Source organism: Dickeya sp. MK7, from assembly GCF_000406305.1.
Classification (GTDB): Bacteria; Pseudomonadota; Gammaproteobacteria; order Enterobacterales; family Enterobacteriaceae; genus Dickeya; species Dickeya fangzhongdai.
Genome location: NZ_CM001984.1, coordinates 1,644,278 through 1,664,794 on the forward strand (window position 1 = coordinate 1,644,278; position 20,517 = coordinate 1,664,794).

10 protein-coding genes and 1 pseudogene are annotated in these 20,517 nt (G+C 48.7%); 6 read left to right on the forward strand and 5 right to left on the reverse strand.

The genetic code is table 11. From position 1 onward, the window contains the following. Positions 1-5: 5 nt before the first annotated feature. The 4 genes from DXXMK7_RS07190 to DXXMK7_RS07205 are packed head-to-tail and all read right to left on the reverse strand — an operon-like array spanning position 6 to position 11,759. Positions 6-5,846, reverse strand: a complete 5,841-nt coding sequence (locus DXXMK7_RS07190) for a DEAD/DEAH box helicase (RefSeq protein ID WP_038918482.1) — start codon at positions 5,844-5,846, stop codon at positions 6-8. A 19-nt stretch (positions 5,847-5,865) separates the two neighbouring features. Continuing rightward, positions 5,866-7,953: a hypothetical protein gene (locus DXXMK7_RS07195; RefSeq protein WP_038918483.1), complete on the reverse strand. Its 2,088-nt coding sequence runs from the start codon at positions 7,951-7,953 to the stop codon at positions 5,866-5,868. 12 nt (positions 7,954-7,965) lie between these two features. Next, entirely contained in the window at positions 7,966-10,527 is a 2,562-nt protein-coding gene (locus tag DXXMK7_RS07200) for a hypothetical protein (protein ID WP_038918484.1), read from the reverse strand. Further along, positions 10,524-11,759 carry a DNA cytosine methyltransferase gene (locus DXXMK7_RS07205; protein ID WP_038918486.1) on the reverse strand — a complete coding sequence of 412 codons (1,236 nt, stop codon included), beginning with the start codon at positions 11,757-11,759 and terminating at the stop codon, positions 10,524-10,526. The genes DXXMK7_RS07200 and DXXMK7_RS07205 overlap by 4 nt, the downstream gene beginning before the upstream one ends. Positions 11,760-12,043: 284 nt before the next feature. On the opposite strand from DXXMK7_RS07205, the gene DXXMK7_RS07210 reads away from it, so the two are divergent. The 6 genes from DXXMK7_RS07210 to DXXMK7_RS07235 all read left to right on the forward strand — a co-directional run bounded on the left by DXXMK7_RS07210 (position 12,044) and on the right by DXXMK7_RS07235 (position 19,094). Continuing rightward, positions 12,044-13,066, forward strand: coding sequence for a DUF4917 family protein (locus DXXMK7_RS07210; RefSeq protein ID WP_038920880.1), 1,023 nt, complete (start codon positions 12,044-12,046; stop codon positions 13,064-13,066). 744 nt (positions 13,067-13,810) lie between these two features. Beyond that, complete coding sequence (locus tag DXXMK7_RS07215) at positions 13,811-14,755, forward strand: ArdC family protein (protein ID WP_038918487.1); 945 nt, start codon at positions 13,811-13,813, stop codon at positions 14,753-14,755. A gap of 320 nt (positions 14,756-15,075) precedes the next feature. After that, entirely contained in the window at positions 15,076-15,312 is a 237-nt protein-coding gene (locus DXXMK7_RS07220) for a type II toxin-antitoxin system CcdA family antitoxin (RefSeq protein ID WP_038918488.1), read from the forward strand. A gap of 2 nt (positions 15,313-15,314) precedes the next feature. Then, the gene (locus tag DXXMK7_RS07225; protein ID WP_038900914.1) at positions 15,315-15,629 is read left to right on the forward strand and encodes a CcdB family protein; all 315 of its coding nucleotides are present in this window, start codon (positions 15,315-15,317) and stop codon (positions 15,627-15,629) included. A 322-nt stretch (positions 15,630-15,951) separates the two neighbouring features. Continuing rightward, positions 15,952-17,604, forward strand: a complete 1,653-nt coding sequence (locus DXXMK7_RS07230; protein WP_038918489.1) for a hypothetical protein — start codon at positions 15,952-15,954, stop codon at positions 17,602-17,604. Then, positions 17,604-19,094, forward strand: coding sequence for a hypothetical protein (locus DXXMK7_RS07235; protein ID WP_038918490.1), 1,491 nt, complete (start codon positions 17,604-17,606; stop codon positions 19,092-19,094). Before DXXMK7_RS07230 ends, DXXMK7_RS07235 begins: the two co-directional genes overlap by 1 nt. A gap of 271 nt (positions 19,095-19,365) precedes the next feature. Here DXXMK7_RS07235 and DXXMK7_RS07240 read toward each other — a convergent pair. Continuing rightward, positions 19,366-20,517: pseudogene (locus tag DXXMK7_RS07240) on the reverse strand (NTPase); the annotation flags it as partial.

The following is a 20,517-nucleotide window of genomic DNA, read 5'->3' on the forward strand; positions in this document are numbered from 1 at the left end:
ATATTTTAACTCCGTTTAAGGTTCGCCAGCGCACGCAACGGTCGTCTTTCCAGTTCAAATGTATTAATGAATCGTAGCGGCGACTCCCCGCCAGCCAATCCAAAAGAGGCAATCAGGGCATCACGTTCGTCATCTCTCCATTGCCATAAAGGATGCGTTACGGCCGCTCTCCAAAGCTCTTTCCCATCCTGTATTTCGATAAGAACAGGTAACGAATACTCTTTTGACAATTTGATTGTTGCTGGTCGTAGAGCCTCGACGTCTTCCGCTAACTCAAACGCTCTTTCTAGCCATCCTTTCATCTCTGGCTGATTCCAGTCGGCGGCGTTCAGACCACATGCGAATTCGGGCATAACCATCGCCCGTAAGTAGGCTATACCTAAACGCCAGTCCAGCAAACCGTGATACCTGCGGTTGCCGTAGCGCTGTATGCACTTGTAACATGCGGTTTTGCATTGAGTCGGGTGATCCTTTTTCAGAAAATCAGCCATCGGCCAGCCGCTATTCTCTTCGAGAATCTCATGCAATAATTTGACTATCAAAGGTAAGCCGTCAGCATTTGCTGGTTCGGCAAGCCGTCTGCATAATCCTGAACCGTTGATTAACGCGTCGGCGATTTGCAATATGGGTTTACCAAGATGCAGTCGGGGTTCAAGCATTTCGAATTCATCTGGCGAAACATCCAGATAGAGCGCTGCCTTATGCGTCAATATCTGGGACGCGCTGATAGCCGCCGCACGCGTAGGCAAATTCATGTACTCGCCGTATCTGGCAACCATATCCAGATTAAGACGAGTATCGAATTTCGTTAATTCGAGATGAAGAGATTCCGTTTCTTTACTTGATACGAGGCCAAAACTTTTTTTCTCGCCACGAAACTGCCAGCGCGGGTTATTGTGCGATTTCAGCCAGCCTGAATCGATTGCCTGTTCGCCTTTAACTGACGGACAATAAGTAGAAAAGGGCATCGGCGCTTTTTGATCGTTCACCAAGTCAACAGTAAATCGTTCGCCTTCCTTTTCTCCGTTAATGGGACCATCGTTGAGGCGTAGAATGGTCACTTCGCCGCGTTGCACAGTGAAAGAATCGCATTTTGTTGGAACGCCTTCATGCAACACTGTTGCCGTGGTTTTCAACGACATGCGGATAAAACTATCCATATCGTCTTTGGGTTTGAAATCCGTACGAAAAGCGGCTGGCGTGATATAAAGCCTGAATTCTTCAGGACTGATAGGCGTGCGGCAATCCTCGCAATTAATGTCGTTGTCAGGTTTATGTAACTCTAGCTTGGCGGAACCACATGCCGGGCAAATTGCTACATGGCTGCATGACTCCTGCCACGAGCCTACTGTCGAGAGATCCGATATTCGGTTGTTCTGGACCTGTGGTTCTTGGTAATTGCCTGTAAAGCCTATTACCTCATGCTTTTTCTTATCCTTAATCAATACCGAGCCTGGAGCATACTCGAAAACTGCGAGATCAAGATCGCGATCCATCGTCGACCATTCGTATTCTTCTTGAGCGTTTAGACCTTTTGTTTTACGCAATCCCAAATAAAGGTTGCGCACCCGAGTCGGCATTCCATACATCGGCAGTTTACCGTGCTCGGCCAGGAAACGTGCAAGTCCCATATCTTCTTCAGGGACGTAAGCGTTCAATTCAGCGATTTCATCAATTATTTTTTCCGCATTTAATGTGGAATAAAGACGTTGTCTTTGCTCTGGATTGAACGTTGCTGCTTCAATAAAGCGATCATGTATATTCTGAGTTGCTTTCAACGCTCCCAGCAATCGTTCAGCCCAATTAGTTTCATCGCTATGATAGTAATCATGCGTAGAAACATATTCGCCATGAATATCAGGCGGAACGAGTTTATCTCCAGGGAAAGTTGTTCCGTTTTTATGATCCTCTTCACGTAAAAGATTAAATGCAGCTCTAAGCCATACTTTCCGCATAAGTCTTAATGGAATGGCATTGTGATCTACCGCCAGAAAAGGCGGCGGCGGCGGATCTCCGGTGATCGCATGAGGATGAGCGAAATAGTAAGCATCATGAGTACGTCCACGACAAAATGTGATCACGAAAGAAAAGGCCTGACCGCGTCGTCCGGCACGACCAACGCGCTGCTGGTAATTAAAACGCTGAGGCGGCATGTTGGCCTGATAAACCGACTGAAGCGAACCGATATCGATCCCGACTTCCATCGTTGTGGTAACGGCAAGCATATCGATTTCCGCATCTAATTTTTCGAGTTCACTCATTTCATCGACGAAAATCCCCTTGAACTTACGTAGACGATCGGAGAAATCATCCGTCTGCCCCGTCAATTCTTCGACGTTCAGCCTGAAACGTTTAACTCCGTCTTGCTCTCCACGTACAATGCGTTTACCAAGAAAATTTTCCTTCCACAGCTTTTCGACAACTCCGCTGGGTTCAATGTCGAGTGGGGTTAAGCAGCGAGTACAATTCTTAAACCCTAAATGTAAGTGAATTCGCCCACATTTTCCGCATTGCCAGTAATCATCGCCTGGTTTACTGATTTTGAGGAACAACTTACCGATATTGATTAGTCCTGCCTTATGCTCAAGCAGAGAAAATTGATTTAAAATACGCGTTAAACCATCTTGATACCCGCTATCACCGAATAAGACTCTGGCGACACGCTTAACTTTCTCTTTTTCGACATGACTTCCTTCATACCAATCACGGGTACGTGTAGAGTCAAAATATTTATTATCCGTAACGCGATAGGCACCTGAAAATACCCTTAACCATGCATCTAATTCTGGTGAGTCATCTTTATCTGATATGCATGGATATGCCAGACCTGTCTCTTCCAGCGCGAAGAAGGTATTAGCAAAAATAACGTCATCTATCAGCTCAAATTGATCTCCGGAGATTTTTGTTTTTATCTTCATTTTTTCATGAGAAGAAAGTCTTTCGCTATATTTAATAGCCGCATCTTCTTTAGTGAAATTAGCATGCCAAACATTGCTATCGTCCTCATCTGAACTGGAACGATACTTATAGGGTGATATTCCCAACCCAACCAGCTCAGATGTAATTCTTCCGATTGAATCACCTTCAGATTCTAATAGTCTGTCTATTTTTATGCGTTTATACTTACAAAGATTGGCAATGCCCTCTTGATATTTTTTGAGAGCATATAGCCGACCGTATTCATCACCATCACTAGCCAGCATGGCTTTGTTCATTTTCTCTTTAATAATATCTTCTGATATGTAATTGTTTTCTGCTTCTTTAAGCATCGTTCTGGCTGCTGCGACCAATATTTCCCTGCGCAGATCGCGCAAGTGCAAACGTTCAATTTCCAGCGCCATCGATGCCGCATCCTGTCGACTATCGGAAAAAACAATACTCTTTGCTTCCGCACCGATCGCATGCAGCAATTCAAATAACTCTGTCGCCACAAGCTGGGATGACTTAGTCACACCGGTACGAAATGCGCGAATGGGCGTTCTGGAACGATTGCTGGCAGGTCGGCTGGAATAGTCAATGCCGCAGTTAGGACAGCAGAAAGGCTGTGCGGAGGGTTGCTTTGTCAGCTCGCCTTTTTTAGCCGGAATTGTTTTCTGGAAATAAAGATACCCGCGAACCACGTCAGTATTTGTCGGCGATATTTCCTGCTCAATCGTCACAATGCCTGTAACAGGATTAAGCGCCGCCTTATCCCAGGCATCCCAACCTTTTTCGCAGCATGCCGGAATTTTATCGGCTATATCGACAGGCCAGAAAACCGCAAATTCATCCCACGTCATATCATCGTAATATTCAGCGCCGGGGCGTTCGGGAAGATTTTCCAGATTGGTCGCCGAAGGTAATAATTCGATGGTTTTACCGCGATTCTGTCCCTTCTGACCGCCGATCAGTAACTCGCCGCACGCTTCACAATACAGCATTTCGAACAAACGGCGACCACGTTTTCCGTCTGGTGTTGATGGTGCATGCGACAGGCCTCGCTCGAGGCAAAAATCGGCGAATTTCGCCTTTTGCTCTCCCGGCGATACGGAGGCGAAGAAACCTTCAATATTTCTGACGAATGTATGCACGCGAAAAGCTGGTGTGACGTTGGCGGGTTTCTCGCAATCCATCCCGGATTCCGGCAGCGCGCGCACCAGCATTAACCCGCGTAATGCTAATTCCAATTCATCTTGTTTAGCCGGGTCTTCCTTCAGAAAAATCTTATCAATGATAAGTCCAGGAGACATTGCTCGCGGCAACTCGCTGCCTTCTTCTATACAAGCGTTGGTCAACAGCGCAGCCGCTTTTTCCGCCGCTTGTTTAATGCCTTGCATATCATTTTGCGCTTTCACGCCCAGAGCCAGGAAGACATCAGACAAAGCCTGACTCAGCGCGTTCGTCATGTTCAGATTGCGAACGACATTTCCCTGCCCCTCAAGGGCAACCCGCATTAATGCGGCGAAAGGCCGCACGGCGATTTTTCCTTCTGGTTTCGATGGTATATAAGGTTTTCCCTGAATGACGCAGTTACGCCAGAAATCAGGCTTATCGCTACCGGGATCCAGAGAATCGCTGCAAGTGCCGAAGGGCGCAAATAGATCGCGTAGGTATTTCCGTGATTGCTCTCCATCCACGCCATCCATCGGCAGCGATGCGGAAGACGCCAGCAGACGCAGTTTGTAGCGATGTTTCGGGTCGTCAAGCCCAAGTCTGATAATCAGCGACTTAATCAACATCGCGGTTTCGGTTCCAGCGGAACCACGCATTAAATGCAGCTCGTCGAATACCAGATAGAAGTACGCGTCGTTGTTATTCATCAGCCATTCGCGCGTAGCATCAAATATACCGTCTTCGACTTCGCGCGAAAGCATTGCCCCTAGCATTGAGGCGTTAGTGACGAGAACGTCAGGCGGGGCAGCCTGCATATCCCAGCGAGACATCATTTCCCCGCCGTCTGTCGAAGGAAATATATATCGGGTCTTTTCCGAAGGGTTTTCTTTTTCGTCGAATGCGCGCGCAGCCTGCTGATCGCTATCAATTCGCTTCAACGCCTTACGTAATTTTTCAAGATTACGAGCACGGCGACTTTTTTCCGATTTGACTCCGGAAAGACGTGGATGGCTGGCATAGCCAGTAATCGGTGTTGCGCTGGTATATTGCCCAAAGAAAATTCGATTCCCGGCAAAGTGATGCTCCATCACCTGCCGCGCGTCATCTGAATCCAACGTTTTACGTAAACGCGCCATTTGATCTTCAACCAGAGCGTTCATCGGGTAAAGCACCAGCGCCCTGACTGCCGCCTGACGTTTTTCTCCTTCGCGACGAGAAATCCAGCTTGTTTTTTCGCCGTTCCACCATCGATTTTGCAGATAACCGTCGCAAGGCGCGGCCCAGCTGACAGCCTCATTCGATAGTGCAGCCAGTATAGGCAACATAAAACTTTCCGTTTTTCCCGAACCTGTTCCCGATGTCACAATTCCCGGGCTACCAGGACGAATACCGCGCTTAAGCATTTCAGTCTGATGGCTATACGGCGCATGGACCGAACGACGCGGCCAGACTTCATCACCAGGTTTCGAATCGAACAGACCGGATAACGCTAGTTCGGCGAACGCCTTACGGCCTTTGCGAGACAAGCTATTCAGCGGCCCACCGTCCATCTCGGCCAGAGCTTCAAGCGTTTTATCAGAAGACTCATACCGTAAAACAGGCTCAATGTAGGGCTCCGCGGCAAATTCTCCACTGCTATTCAAAAGATTGCGTCTTGAGGCAGTAACGAAAGGATCGGCAATTCGGAAGTTAGTTTCTATATACGAAATGAAGAAGTCCTGAATGCGGCGAAAACCGCCTATCGGGTCTAACATGATTTCCTTCTCCTGCCATTTAATGGGCACATAGATCGTTATTCTGTAAATCGGCGTATAAATCGACTAAATACTTCTGATGCGCTTTGTTTTCATCATCGAACGGCACCGCTTCATGCGCCGTTCTCATCGCCCGTAGGGTATTTACCAGATCCAGACGTCCTGCTGACATTTCATCCGCGATAGCAAGTTTATCCGGGAGCGAACCTTGCGATGCCGGGCCGGGATCCAGCTCGCTATGATTTTCTAAAGAAAGATGTAAAGGGGACAGCGCAATCGCATTCCGGATGACGACGTTTTCCATCCGCAGGCGAAGATGTTGTTCCTTCATTTTCTCCGTCTCTTCACAATCTTCGTTTTCAATGGTGCCGCAAATCAGAAAGCGTCGGGGCAAATCGCCGCCGTGCAATCGGTCTTTCAGCGCTGGCAACCAGAAACGCGCGGCGGAACATTCGACACGTTCAATGACGGCGAGGATCGTTCGGGGGCAAGAAGCCTCGCTCAACAATAATCCCTGATAAAGCAGCGTCGCCATATTATTTCCCGCACGAACCCAAAGATCTTCGCAGGAAATCATCGTTGGATCGGCGATCTGTCGGATGGAGCGGCCCGAAGAAATCAGCGATTCGGCAACAGCAAGGAAGTCCTGCGTTTCAGGGCCAGATAACAATGGACATTCTCCTGCCAACATTAACGCCAGAAATTGCGTCATGAGTATCTTTCCGTCAGGTGTCAGCAACTTGTTCTCTCTGACGGTGTGACCGAATTCTTCGCAGGATACGACTCTCGCTTGCGCCGGGAGGCGTACTTCAGGAATCGCTGAGTAAGCCATGCGGCGCGCCTTTTCAGCAATAGCTATATCCATTTTTTTGAGTTCAATTTGCGCCTGAGCGGTACGTTCTTCAGCATCCGTTAAAAACGCCAAAAATGCTTCACGCTCGCAGGTCAGGGCTGCCAATATCTGACGCTCGTTTTCGTTCTGAGCGCATAAATCAGCGTTGGCGTCTTTCAGACAGCTAATTTCGCTTTCGAGATACGCTTTTTCCTGTTTGAGCGTTTGTTCTATACCCGTTTTCTTTTCTGCAAAATCAGAATGTAATTTTTCTTCTTCGAGCTGCCGTAATTGTGCGATCTCCTCTTCGATCTCGCTTTTCCTTGTCTTCTCAAAAACGACCATTTCCGCTTCAATAGATTCCCAACGTCGCAGGCGTTCAGCAGAAAACTCTTTATCGAGCGACTTATGCTGTTCGGCGCGCAACGCGACTCGTTCTTCTTCCGCAATGTTTTGTATTTGATGGTCGAGAAGGCGGGCGATATGCTGGTTCTTCAACATCGCTTCGGTAAACTGACGAGTCAGCGAATCCTCTTCCTCCAGTTTCTTAGCTAGCTCTCCTGCCCGGAGCGTTTGAGCGGCAGCCAGAAGAGCATCGACGCCGGAAGTTAATTTCCCGTTTTGCTCATTTGTATGCACCCGAAGCCATGAAGCGATCGCGGCTGTCGAATCAGCGCAGGAAAGGAGTTGAATGACGTTTTCGATATACTGCTTATCCGGCGTCCAGTCATGTATTCGGGCAGGTGACGAATCGACATCGGGCATATAAAACGATTTTCCGCTTTCAGATATGCCGGATACGGAAATCACGCCACCCTCATGGAAATCATATTCATAAACGTTCTGGCTTTTGGACAGGATCAGACAACCTGATTTCGACTCAGCCAGATTCGCAAGAATCAGAGCATCCGGCCCAAAACGGATAGCCCATAATCCCGGTTCGCCATCTGTCGTTATGCCATCGAAATTTAATTGGCGACGCACTTCCAGCAGCGACTGGCCGGAAGATAAATCATAATAAGGATAAATACGGCGAGCATGTTTCGCCTGCGCTCTGTTGCGTATTCCGGGCCCAACATGAAAAGCGGCCCATTCGCCCTTACGAAGCGGCAAAGCGTCAGTCTCGTTAAACTCAACTTCACCCGTACGAGGGAACAATTTCTTAGGGTTCTCGATCGTACGCCAACCGTCAGGCGTTTCCTGCGCGATGGCTTTAAGGAAAGACTGATAATTTCTGCGATCAAATTGACCAAGATACCAAGGGATTTTGCTCATCTTTCATTTTCCTTATAATCCCTGCGTCAGCGTTAGCCGACCGTTTCGCCATATCGGACGTATTTTTCCGCCGGAATGGCGACTAGCGGAAACTAAGCGGTTTATATCGCCCTCGCCGTCTGGAGAGAGGGAATAGAAACACCCCGGAAGCAGTGATTCCAGCCAGCGGAATGAGACGTCATCGACAGGATAGGCGTAGCCGGAATCCACCGGACCTCCGTTTCTGAGCGTGTGACGCCGTATTCCCGCGGCCAGCGCATCGGGTAGGCCGCAATCATTGATAAGACATAGCAGATGGTTTTTGGCAACTCGTTCAAACACGGGTTCCCTGTTTTTCGCGCCTGCGACGATAATAGCGGCGGTTCGGGAAAGATAATGCGTCGTTTTTCGCCCGGAAACGACCCGATAGATATCATGATCTCGCCCGCCTGGATGAATATGAAGCGACAGTAATGCCACGTCTTTATCCGTGGGGCTATGCGGCTGGAATCTTCCTGAACGCCAGTTCCAGACTGCCGCAGGCTCGTATAGTTCAGCGGTGCGTTCCGTCGTGACCAGTGAAAGCGGTATTGTAGCGGATGACGATGGGGCTTCGATAAGCGGCCATCCCAGACGCTGAGATAATGCAACAGGATTAGCGAGTACGGCCCCAAATACAGGGGGCGACCAGAGGCTTACGCCACGACGACGGAAACTTTCCCCGCCCAGCCCGGTGACCGCTTTTTGAAAATTATCCATCAGACTGGCGCAGACAGCGCCTTCCACAATAACCAGAGAATTTTCTCCGTTGCAAATATGAAGCAACGAAGGTTTAACCAGCGTCCATGCCCGACCTTTCCAGCCAGGGCGCAGGCGTGGCTGGATCAGACCCGCATGATGTAAACAACGAATCAAATGCCATACGTTGATGCTGCCAGCCACATGCCTGAGAAGCGCGAATAACTCGGCTTCTTCCCAGCCGCTGGCTCCGCTGGCGTAAATCGCCTCCAGAAGATGATCGCAACATGCTTCGCTATCTTCCCACTGTAACAGTTCTTCGAAATTAAACATCGGTGCCTTTAGTGAAGGCGTCGACCAGTCACAAAGAGGTTCAAACCGGTATCTTGCGATTTCGCCTAAAGTTGGGTGCGGTACGGCGCGGGTGAAAAAGCGCGCGCGACGCCGCCACGGCGGCGTTTTTTCCCCCACTTCAAGCATCGGCTCGATGAAGAACTCACCACTAAGCGACACAGAAGAAATCAGACGACTATCTATTATAGAAACGTTGGTTCCTGCTCCATCATTCCGGGATGAATATATTTTGTAGCGTCGCGTATCTGACTCAACAGAAGGCAAAAACGCTGGTAATCCCAGCCATCCGCCAGGTACTCGTATTCCACCGTATAGCTGAGGGCGCGTAACGTCATCATCCTGAATACCCAAAGAGGACCTTAGTGAGCGAAATATATCCATCGCTGAAACTTGGTTCAGTGGCTGAGCCGTTAAAATCCAATCGTCCTCTGCAATATAACCGTTGAGGCGCTTGCTCATCTGTACGGAATGTTTACTGGATAAGGCGATATGAAACCGTTGCGAGTATACGTCGGGAGACGGTTTCGCTCTCCAGCGCCCGTGCCCGATCTCATAAAAAAATAGTAAACCGGCCTGCGTCGCCTTCCCCAGATTTTCGCTGCTCCCGGCGTCGCGGGCGTTAAGGGCTTTGGATAACGTAGGATGAAAAACGCTTTCGTCTCTCTCGCCTGCATTACTGAAATAACACCGCGAACCGTCGAAGTCGACATACATATCAATGATGGTCTGATGCTTCGTTATACAGGACGATATCCCGACCGCCCGTTGACGCAGGCGCCAGAAAGGCATATCGAACAGCGCGCGGCGCCCCAACAACCACGCGTCTCTGAATTCGGCGAAAGCCTCCTTCATCGCATGAGAAACGCCTTGTCTTTGAATAACAATCTGAAAGTATTCGATTAACTGGCGTGGGTTATCGGCGGCTTGCGGATAGCTTTCGAGACATTCGCTCATCAGACGCAGATCGGCTTTATTCGGGAATGCCAACCGCAAGGTGTGACCGATCTGAACCCAGCCATCCCGCGGCGGCAGGACAAGACGCCTGTAGGGTTCGCCTTCCTGAATACGTTGGTTAAGCCATTCGGCTAATGCCTCCCACATCGCGTTGACGCCGGATAAGTTCTGAAAGCTATGCCCGGTTCGCAACCAGTTCTGTAGCTTCAGACGAAAATCATTACGTTCTTCCTGTGCGTCGAATTGACTGCTAATAAGCAAGGTCATGACAAGATAAGTAAAATATCCGGGCGATCGACGAGTCGACTTTTCCATCATGCCGCCTTCAAGGCGCTGCGGCAGATCCCGTATTTTTGACATACAGGTTCGAAACGCTTCTTCAATTTCATCCGCGCTAACGCCGCTGTCGGCGAATGCCGCCGCAAGCGTCTCCGGCGTAACTTCAAACCAGCGGATATCCTGCGCATCGCCGTTGGCACCGAACCGGAGAAAATAATCGATCAGTTTACTTTCCCAGCCATCGGGCGTAACGGGCGACGTCCAGTTCATTCGCGAATATCCTCCGTCCGGTGGGTATTAATTCGGACGGCCATAGCCAGTGGCTCCAGAATACGTTCGGCCAGAAAACGGACGGAAGGAACGGCGAGGCCGTCACCGATCACTTTAAACGCCGACTGATACGCCGCCGGGAGAATAAAATCATCCGGCAACCCCATTAACGCTGCCGCTTCTTTGACCGACAACAAGCGCGTTTTCACCTGATTGCCCTTGACAACGATAATACGAGGACGAGAAGCCCCGCCTTTTGGCGTTCTAAGGCAACCAAGAACGGCCGAGAACGTAATTTCAGTCCGTTGCCTGTTAACGCCTTTTTCTTTGCGCATGCGTAAATAAAGGCTGCCTGTTATTGTCGCGCCAGATGCCTGCACGTTCGCCAGGCGCGCCAGGTTCGCCGGTGCCATCATACTGATAAGCCGTTGTGTTTCATCGACAGAATGCCATAGCGCGTTTTCGTCTTCAAAATCGATTAAGTCGTCCAGCTCCTTCGTTCTGGCGTCTGGCATATTGCCAGGCGACCACCAGATCCAGTCGTTGCGAGCATCCTTCGCCAGCGCATCGCAGGCGCGAAGGAGCGAAGGTGAATGCCATTGCGACAAAGGTTCTTCTGAAACCAAACATTCGGGAATGGAAACATGGCGACTAATCGCCACAAGAAATACGCGGGGCCTAGACTGTGGAAGAAAGTGCTTTGCATCAATGATTATTGCGCCATATCGGTAGCCCGTTTTACTTAACTGATGGCATATCGCGGCGAAATGACTCCCTTGATCCAGCGTCAGCAACCCGAGAACATTTTCAAGAACAAGAATCGGCGGCTTACGGTTTTCCTCACCGAGCCTGCTTATTAAATCGAGAAACGGCCATACCGCGCCGGAACGCGTGGTTTCATCCGCGCTGGAATCTCTTTCGCCAATTCCCAGGCCATTGCCGGCCAGCGATAAATCCTGGCAGGGAAATGAGGCCCAGCTTAAATCAGCGTGGAGCGGCAGTTCATCGGGGGCAACTTCGCGTACATCGCGTATGTCGAAATGTTCGTCGCCCCAGTTGTCGATGTAGGTCGATGCTTTTATGGGGTCCATATCGTTGGCGAACAGGCATTGCCACTGTTTTCCCAGCCCAGCCCTGGCCATACCGCCGCCCGCGAAAAACTCATAGAAACTGAATCCCGCCTCGTGAGGTTCCATTAAATGATTGTCGCTCGTGACGGCTTTAACGCTCATGACCTCACCATAAAATAGTATTGATGAATCGGGGGCATCGCTCAATTTCCTGAAAAGAATATTCTTAACTGGATAGTCTATAAAATCATGAAGATAATATCTATATGGGTAAATGGCTGGGCTATATGCCTAATTTCGGTTAATGACTGAAAATAAAGATAATTTTCGCTTTCGGCGAATGAGGTTGTTGAAACTGCCACTAAAAAACGCAAACAGTTAGAACCTTCGCTGTAAAATGTTTTTCATTTAAGGAAAAGAATTCACTAGTGGAGTGGAAAGCTAAAATGTCATTTACCATTCAGCAGTGGTCTGAACTCGCGCAACGATACGATGGGACTATTTTACTGGGCAACGGCGCAAGCATCGCCGTCAGTCCTCGTTTTGCATATGGATCTCTGCTTGAACACGTCACGCAAAGAGAGAGTCTGGCGGAAGATGTCCGTAGGCTGTTTGACTTTTTTAAAACCAAAGATTTCGAACTTATTCTGCGTATCGTCTGGCAGGCGTCTAACGTCAATAAATCTTTAGAAATTGAGGATGCTCGTACCCATGAGGCCTACCTCCGAATCCGCGAATGCCTTATTCAGGCTGTACGCGATGTGCATCCTGAACATGATGAAGTGAATGAACAACTGCCATATATTTACGAGTTTCTGAAAAGATTCAACACGGTTATTTCGCTTAATTATGACCTGATCGTTTACTGGACAATGACATATGGTCTGGATATCAACGATCATCATCGATTTAAGGACTGCTTTCTTACCAGAGGTCTTTTTGAGCAGGACTGGCAACGGTTAAGAGGGATGCTTGGAAATGAACAATCTAATACACTTGTTTTTTATCCACACGGCAGCCTTATACTATGTCGAAACCGTGTTGAACAGGAACATAAAATCCATATCCGAGGATCTGGCCTGCTCGAATCAATTCTGGAAAGTTGGCAAAGCGAGGAAGTTGTTCCGCTATTTGTCAGCGAAGGAACGTATGAGCAGAAGGTTAGCTCTATTCAGAGTAGCTATTATCTTTCAACAGTTTACCGTGAAATTCTCACCGAACCGCGTGAAAATCTGGTGATTTTAGGTTGGGGGATGGGTGAGCATGACGTACATCTGCTAAAACGCATGGCGAGAACAAGAATACAACGCGTCGCCGTATCTGTTTTTCGGGGGGATCAGGCTTATTGCACCAGAGTTAACCAATTAATCAGAGATAATCTGGGACCACATGTCCTCATAGAGTTTTTCGACAGCGAAAGTCCGGGCTGCTGGAATCAGCTACCAGAAAATTTGATGCAGGGGAGCTAACTGGTAACGGGGCGTGGCTGAGGCGGCACGTTACCAGAGTCCAGCGCCGAACAGCTATGCCTCTACAACGGAACTGTGATCAATCGAATCTGACAGTCAACTCTGCACCAGATGCGGACATTGCCACACTGTGTTCAGCAATATATTTTAGTGTATTTTTCATGTGGATACATTGATTGTTCGTTACGAAAATCCCAACGCCGCATGGGAACTAATTTCACCTTTGCTTTCCTCTTAACGATCGCAAAAAGTCGGTCACCATTATGTTCAGCATCGCAAGGTCATTAACGGGATGTTTTAGGTACTTGGTTCATGGAAAACTGTTTACATCCTATTCAACCGGTGGCGTAATCGGGAATTATTAATCTTAATTTCAACAACACGGAATCGTGGATAACCTCCTCTTATGAATATCTGAGCAAAATGGTCATTTAAGGATCACTATCTCCCTTTAACAACATTACTGATCGCTATCAGCTGTTTTTTAAAATATTCCAACCCAAGTTCAAACCCATTTCACCGCTGCGGCCTAAGGGGCGCTACACCCGGCTATGCAGGGGTGGTTTTTTCTCCCGCGTGCTTTCCGTTCCCGTATCAGCTTCCGGTTAATCGTTTCCCAACACAACCCGTCCCGCAAGGGTAAATGGCACGCATTCTGCGCCCTTGCGTGCCGGAACGATGCCGGGAAAGCGAACCGTCAGGCGATACGAAGACGAAAATCACACCACTGACGGAGAAAAAACCATGACCATTTCCCTGCATACCCACACTAGCGTCCCTAACACCGCAGCGGCGACCAGCGTATCCCCGCTGGAGCAGTCAGGCTCCTCAAAAACGAAATTTTCCAAAACCAAAACCGATATTTATCAGACTGTCACCGACAGCATCATTACCGCGCTGGAAGCCGGAGTGAAGCCCTGGACGTGTCCGTGGCAGCGAGTGCCAGGCATGTCCGGTTTGCCTTCCAACTTCGCAACCGGTATCACGTATAGCGGAATGAACATCATGCTGTTGTGGTGCAGTGCGTCAGAACAGGGCTTCGGTGATCCACGCTGGATGACCTACAAGCAGTCACAGGCAGTGGGCGGGCAGGTTCGCAAAGGCGAGCACGGCACGACCGCCATTTTTTATACAACCCTGGAAAAAGAAAACGAAGAAGGAGAAATCGACGCTATCCCGATGCTGAAAACCTTCACCGTGTTTAACGTTGAACAAATTGATGGCCTTCCCCTGACTACTGAGGTTGTTAGCCCCGCTGAGACGATCGAACCGTTACCGCAGGCTGAAAACCTGTTTCGCCGCAGTGGTGCCCGCATCGTAGAGAAAGGTCAAAATGCCTTTTTCAAGCCATTAACGGATGAAGTCTGGTTGCCGGAGCGCCACCTTTTTTCCGATGCTGCTAATTTCTACGCCACCGGCCTGCATGAGCTGGTTCACTGGAGCGGAGCAAGAGCGCGTCTTAACCGTGAAATGAAAGGGAAGTTTGGCAGTGAGGGGTACGCGTTTGAAGAGTTGATCGCCGAGCTGGGAAGCGCATTCCTGATGGCGGATCTGGGGATCGTCGGAGAGGTTCAGCATGAAAGCTATATCGCTTCCTGGCTGAAAGCATTGAAGAACGACAAGCGCTATATTTTCAAAGCCGCCAGCGCGGCATCGAAAGCGCATCGTTATCTGATGGATACGGTTTGAGTTGAAGCCCAAGACACCGCACAGGAAGGTGGCGTTAACCTGATATCAGGACAGGCAGCGTGACGGCGTTTTCAATTTCCCTGAGAATATTCTGGGCATTCAATGCCCGGAATATTCTCAGGCTGCGGGTGCGGGCGGCAAAGAGCCCGTGCATCCCGCAAACGGCGTTTTTACACCGGTGATTGCTGTAAACGACGGCTCAGGTATGACGGCTGACGGTGACGTTTGCAGGACGGCAACGGTAGCCGGGCCTGTTTTTGGTGTTATGATAAGTGTATTGTGCCGTGTAATACGCACGTATCTCATGCAGGAGAGCAATCATGACCGCGAAACAACGCAACACACAGAGCGTGACCATGACGGTGGAGCGTGCCTTACTGGTCCGGGCGCGTGAAGCGGGGATTAACCTGAGTGCCACCCTGTCAACCGCCCTGGATGCAGAGCTTCGCCACCATGAAGCGAAAAAATGGCAGGAAGAGAACAGGGAGGCCATCGACGCATTAAATCGTTTTCATGATGAGCAGGGGTGTTTCAGCGATGAATACCGGACGTTTTAACCATGCAATTCACCGTATACGGTAATACCGGGAAAAGCGCCATTTACCCGCTGTTGCTCGATGTCACGAGCGATATTATTGGGCAGTTAAATCGTCGGATAGTGATCCCGTTGCTCCCGGTTGAAAAGTACCCGGCAGGCCGCCGACCGGATCGCCTTGTCCCCGTCGTCAGGCTGACGGACGGCAAAGAATACGCCGTAATGACGCACGAGCTGGCAAGTATCCCTGTGCAGGCCCTGGGTGCGGTGTTTTGTGATGCGTCGCAGTACCGTACTCAGGTAAAGGCCGCAATAGATTTCCTCATCGACGGCATTTAGTCGTGGCTGACGGGAGTGTGTTCCAGTTCGTTTATCATGCGGAACAGAAACCTCTCCCGGTTTTTGGCGTCAAACGGAACCGGAAGACTGTTCCTTACTACCGTCCTGATACGGTCAAACTATAGGGCAGGATCGTCTACCGGGGCGGGTCAGTCATTTCGTGAATGATTTACTTGCCCAATGACATACTCCTTTTTATATTTTCAGTCATATACCCATGCACTAATGACAAAATGTGACACTCTAGGTGGAGATAATCACGCGTTGAAATAATCCAGGGTCGATTATTCGTCGATCCACTGCAACGAATAAGGAGAAAGTTTTGAGTAACGTTAATGCCTTTCTTAAGGAAAATTTGCCTCTAGTAAGTAAAAATGTTTTTGTTGCACCTGGAATTCCTGAAAAAAAACTTAATAACGTCGCTAAAGCATTCAATGTTGCAGATAACTTAAATGCGGTGCTGGCCATTTATGACAATACAGTATTTGGCAGTGCAAAAGATGGTATCGTTTTTACGGGTGAAAAACTGGTCATAAAAGAAACTTTTGAAAGTCCTTATGGCGTGTTCTACAGCAATATTGAAGCAGTAGAATATAAAGAAGATGTTACGGTAAATGATAAAGGTAAGGAGAAGCGAACAGAGTCTGTTTTCCTCAGACTAAAAAGTGGCGAGGTAAAACAACTCAAAAGTTTGATGGAGTGCGACTACAAAAAACTGAGCGACGTTCTTGAGCATACCATCAGTGACTTTGACGAGTTCGAAGAAGAAGATCAGCTCATCACCCTTGCCGAAATGTCAGAAGCGCTCAAAGTGGCTTATGTCAAAGTCATTGTGAACATGGCATTCTCCGATGACGATCAGGTTGATAAAAAAGAGTTTGCCGAAATTCTCTTATTGATGACCCGACTTGAGTTAACGACAGAATCCCGATTTATGTTGCGTAGCTATATCGGGGCAGAATCCAGTCTGATACCGGTTGAAGAATTAATTGCGATCATTGACCAGGAATGCGTACCTGGCCATAACAAATCAATAAAAATCTCTCTTGTTAAAGATCTGATTAGTATTTTCATGAGTGTTAATGACGGTGAATATAAAAACTTTCCATTTCTTCAGCAAGTGCAACCCTTGCTGGGCGTAACTGATGAAGAAATAGAGCTCGCAGTGATGGCTATTCAGCAAGACTTTAAGTTGTTGCTGGAAGATTTTTCCGACGATGCGCTGAAACGCAGCATGAAAGAACTTACGGCAAAAGCAGGCGCGGTAGGTGTGCCGCTCGCTGCTGTCTATCTCTCTGGCTCTGTCATCGGTATGTCCGCGGCCGGCATCACTTCTGGCCTTGCAACACTTGGACTTGGCGGCGTGTTGGGTTTTTCAAGTATGGCTACAGGTATCGGTGTTGCGGTGTTATTAGGTGTGGGTGCCTATAAAGGGATTCGTCATCTTACGGGTGCCAATGAACTGGATAAAACCAAGCGCCGGGAACTCATGCTTAATGAAGTCATCAAGCAAACACAATCTACTTTGTCTGTCCTGATCAATGACCTCAATTATATTTCTGGAAAGTTTAATGAAGCTCTGGATGCGCATAATCGTCAAGGAGAAAAAATTCAAAAACTTCAAAAAATGATGAATGTACTGACCGGTGCGGCGGATGAATTGAATAAGAAATCTAATAAAATGCAAAACAGTGCACTCAAACTTAAGTGTCCTGTATATCTTGATGAAGCCAAACTCAGTTCGCTGACCCGCGAGCCCATCAAAAAACAATTCCATGATATTGTTCTTTCATTCTATGAAGAATGTATTGTTGAAGAGCAGCACGATGGTAAGAGCATTGAAGTGAAAAAACTTAAGATAAAAGAAAACGCATCCACTCAACAATTAGAAAAACTTTCCGCCATCTTTGAAGGTATCGGGTATTTCAGAGCGGGGGACGTTATCAAAGGCAAACTGACTGGGCTGTTCTCATAATGAAAAAACCGGATACTCAGGTATCGGCCTTGCTGGTGCAGAAGCGCCAGCTTGAACAAAGCGAGCGTCAATTGGGTGACCTTGATACCGCTCTGGAAGCGCTTAACGCTTTGCAAACTGACACCGATGCTGCTTTAGATGAAATGATTCTGGCTATGGATGATGTTTTGGAACGCTCAGGTATCACGTTTGATGAGAACATCCACACAACGGTCTCCAGTGAATTCAGCGATTACCTTGAATCCGGTTTGACTCCGTCATCGTCCAGTATCAGTAAACTGTCAATGATAGAAACAATAGCGTTCACCAGCGATATGGACTGGGAAACCTATTCTCAGTCCGTCTCGCATTATGCCCATAAGCACAATATCGATTTAACAGTCGATCCGTTTAGTGCCCTGATGTCCCCAACCCAGAGAATTGCCCTTGAGAAACGCATTCAGGAAGACTTTACGTTAAAGACGGCCCGCTGCGACAAATATGATTACATGATCGCTGGCACCTGTGGCGTTATTGGCGGGCTTATCGATATTTTTCTGGTGGGCGCACCTGGTGAAGGAAAACTAACGCAGCTTGCAGATAATGCAGTGGACGGTGCTGTCGAGAAATTCGCCTCAGCATTTGGGTGGAAGGGAGGTAAAAACGCACAAAATCCGACAAAAAGCGCTATCGGTTTTCTTGAGGGTAAATTCAAGGTGAATTATGACCATCGACATGGCAGCGATGTTGACGGTCTGTTCAGGATGAGCACAACAAATCACCATATTAAAAGTCTCGCCCACTCCCCGGACTTGGTCGGTTTATTTTTCTCGATCCTTGACCAATTTACCAGCACGGCACATTTTGTTGCCGATGGAAAGTTGGTTTCCGTGGATACCGAAACTTTTGAGCTTAAAGGGAATAACGTTGTCTCTAAGGTATTCAGCGGTTTCGTAAACTGGCTGGGCCACCTTTTCTCTGATATGGCGGGCTCTTCCGGTGCAGCAGGAAGAGGCTCCGGTATCCCTATTCCTTTCTTTTCATTACTTCAGTTTATTAACGTGGGTGAATTTGGTCAGCATCGCCAGTCTTTCGCGACTGTCGCCGTCCAGGTTTTTGAGAAAGGATACGACTTACGGCATGGATTAGCGATGGCGATCCCTGTGCTTATTACTGAGCTACTTGTGCGGATCACCTGGACGGTTAAACAACGTTACTACCATAAGAAGGCCTGGGGTGAATGTATTCCTTCTGCAAATAACCCTGAACTCAGGCGAATGTTGCTGGTTGCGCATGGAACCTTGTGTTTGATGGATGCAGGAGATGCGGCACTTCGTTCAGGAGGAGAAATGATTCAGTTCCTCCTGAGAACGAACCTCATAGGCTGGGCGAGGTTTGGAACTCTGGCGATTAAAGAGCTCCGTGTCTGGTATAAAGCCGGTGGAATTGATGCCAATGCTGTAGATGAATATATGGATCATGAACTTCGACGAATGCTAAAAACGGGTTAACGTTACGGCCTCGTTGAATAACGCAAAGCCTGGGTACCTGACTGTAATAAACCAGGCACTGGCGAATCTGTCAACGCAAAGCAGAAAAGGCACCTTTATTGCGAGACAGAAATATTCTGTGAGTTGCTTGACCGTATTATGGCAGCTAATGCCATAAGCAGACATTGCGGACGTTATGGCACGTTAGGTCAGATATCTAAAAGCGCATGGTCCGCTTAAGTGAGAGATTTACAGCAGTACTCCGTGCTTGAGCTGTTGCTGTTCCAACAATCTAGAAATCGAAAATGTCGTTTGCTCTCAATCCGAGCCACTTTTCGAGATATCTAAGCAGCGTTCGCAGTGCCTCTTCGTGCTCAGGGTAATGGGCGGGATTAATCGCATCACACTTGGCCTTTGCCATATCAATGCCAATAAAGTCGTCAATTGTCTCTTTGTTGAAACTGTTGTGCTGCGTGGAGACCCGATCACCGTACGTATGGCTCGTACCTCGGCTCATCAGGCGTGTGACCATGGTTGCGAAGCCCTGGTCGGTTTGAATTGCTTTCATCATCCACTCTCGTGGTTCGTTCACTGAATCTGTATAGTCTTTCCAGCGATAGAGCTGGGATATGAGATCCGGTTCTGCAATCAGCGCGTCGCCGTCTGCTGCGCGGATCCTTATCAACCGCAGCCATTCAGTCTTCATTGCCCCAACTGTGTTGAGATCTAACGCTGGTTCGAAGGTTCTACTCTCGCCCTCATTCCGATTGGTGGGATCGCTGAGATGGATCAGGATCGAGGCGACGGATAGCGCTTTCGTTTTACGGAGTGCTTCGAGAGCCAAACCACCTCGAACATCCTCTGGAATCCGTTTCAGAAAACAACTTGTGGTTCCCCATGCTGCCACATATGACGAGTTGAAGGTGCCGCTGTTCGTACCTGCGAGTTTTTCAGCAAGTCCAAATATCCCCGGGAGCAGAACAGCAGCATTATCGGTCGGTAATCGGTCTACGGATTCGTGAAGTCTTGCAACGAGCGAATTCAGCAGGCCGTCAGCTTCGATGGCAGCGATTGCCGCAGAGAGCTCCACCTCTGTCGCTGTTGCATCGAGAAAATCAACGAAACGGCGCTCAGACATTTCTCCGACCGCTGTCTGGAGTTCAAAGTAACGTGGAAAGTAGCGCGATGTGCATACGCGTTTCTCCATCAACCACCGGCGATGGAAGCTGTCTGCATAGTTCGTCCCCCCATATGCCCATTCGAGGGGAGGGAATAAGTTTTTGAGCGCGTCACGAACGATATCGCGGCGCTCCTCCGACACGATCTCAAGAAGCTCCTTCGCCGCTGCCTGGTCTACCTCCCGTCGGCCATCACGGGAGAAGCGCCCTTCCTGAAGAATCAATCTTCGCTCACGGAACAGTGCATCGTGGAGGTCTGGCTCGAA

Excerpts from the sequence above, each read along its gene's own strand:
- DXXMK7_RS07190 (WP_038918482.1), bottom strand. The coding sequence starts at position 5,846 with ATGTTAGACCCGATAGGCGGTTTTCGCCGCATTCAGGACTTCTTCATT.
- DXXMK7_RS07195 (WP_038918483.1), bottom strand. The coding sequence starts at position 7,953 with ATGAGCAAAATCCCTTGGTATCTTGGTCAATTTGATCGCAGAAATTAT.
- DXXMK7_RS07200 (WP_038918484.1), bottom strand. The coding sequence starts at position 10,527 with ATGAACTGGACGTCGCCCGTTACGCCCGATGGCTGGGAAAGTAAACTG.
- DXXMK7_RS07205 (WP_038918486.1), bottom strand. The coding sequence starts at position 11,759 with ATGAGCGTTAAAGCCGTCACGAGCGACAATCATTTAATGGAACCTCAC.
- DXXMK7_RS07210 (WP_038920880.1), top strand. The coding sequence starts at position 12,044 with ATGTCATTTACCATTCAGCAGTGGTCTGAACTCGCGCAACGATACGAT.
- DXXMK7_RS07215 (WP_038918487.1), top strand. The coding sequence starts at position 13,811 with ATGACCATTTCCCTGCATACCCACACTAGCGTCCCTAACACCGCAGCG.
- DXXMK7_RS07220 (WP_038918488.1), top strand. The coding sequence starts at position 15,076 with ATGACCGCGAAACAACGCAACACACAGAGCGTGACCATGACGGTGGAG.
- DXXMK7_RS07225 (WP_038900914.1), top strand. The coding sequence starts at position 15,315 with ATGCAATTCACCGTATACGGTAATACCGGGAAAAGCGCCATTTACCCG.
- DXXMK7_RS07235 (WP_038918490.1), top strand. The coding sequence starts at position 17,604 with ATGAAAAAACCGGATACTCAGGTATCGGCCTTGCTGGTGCAGAAGCGC.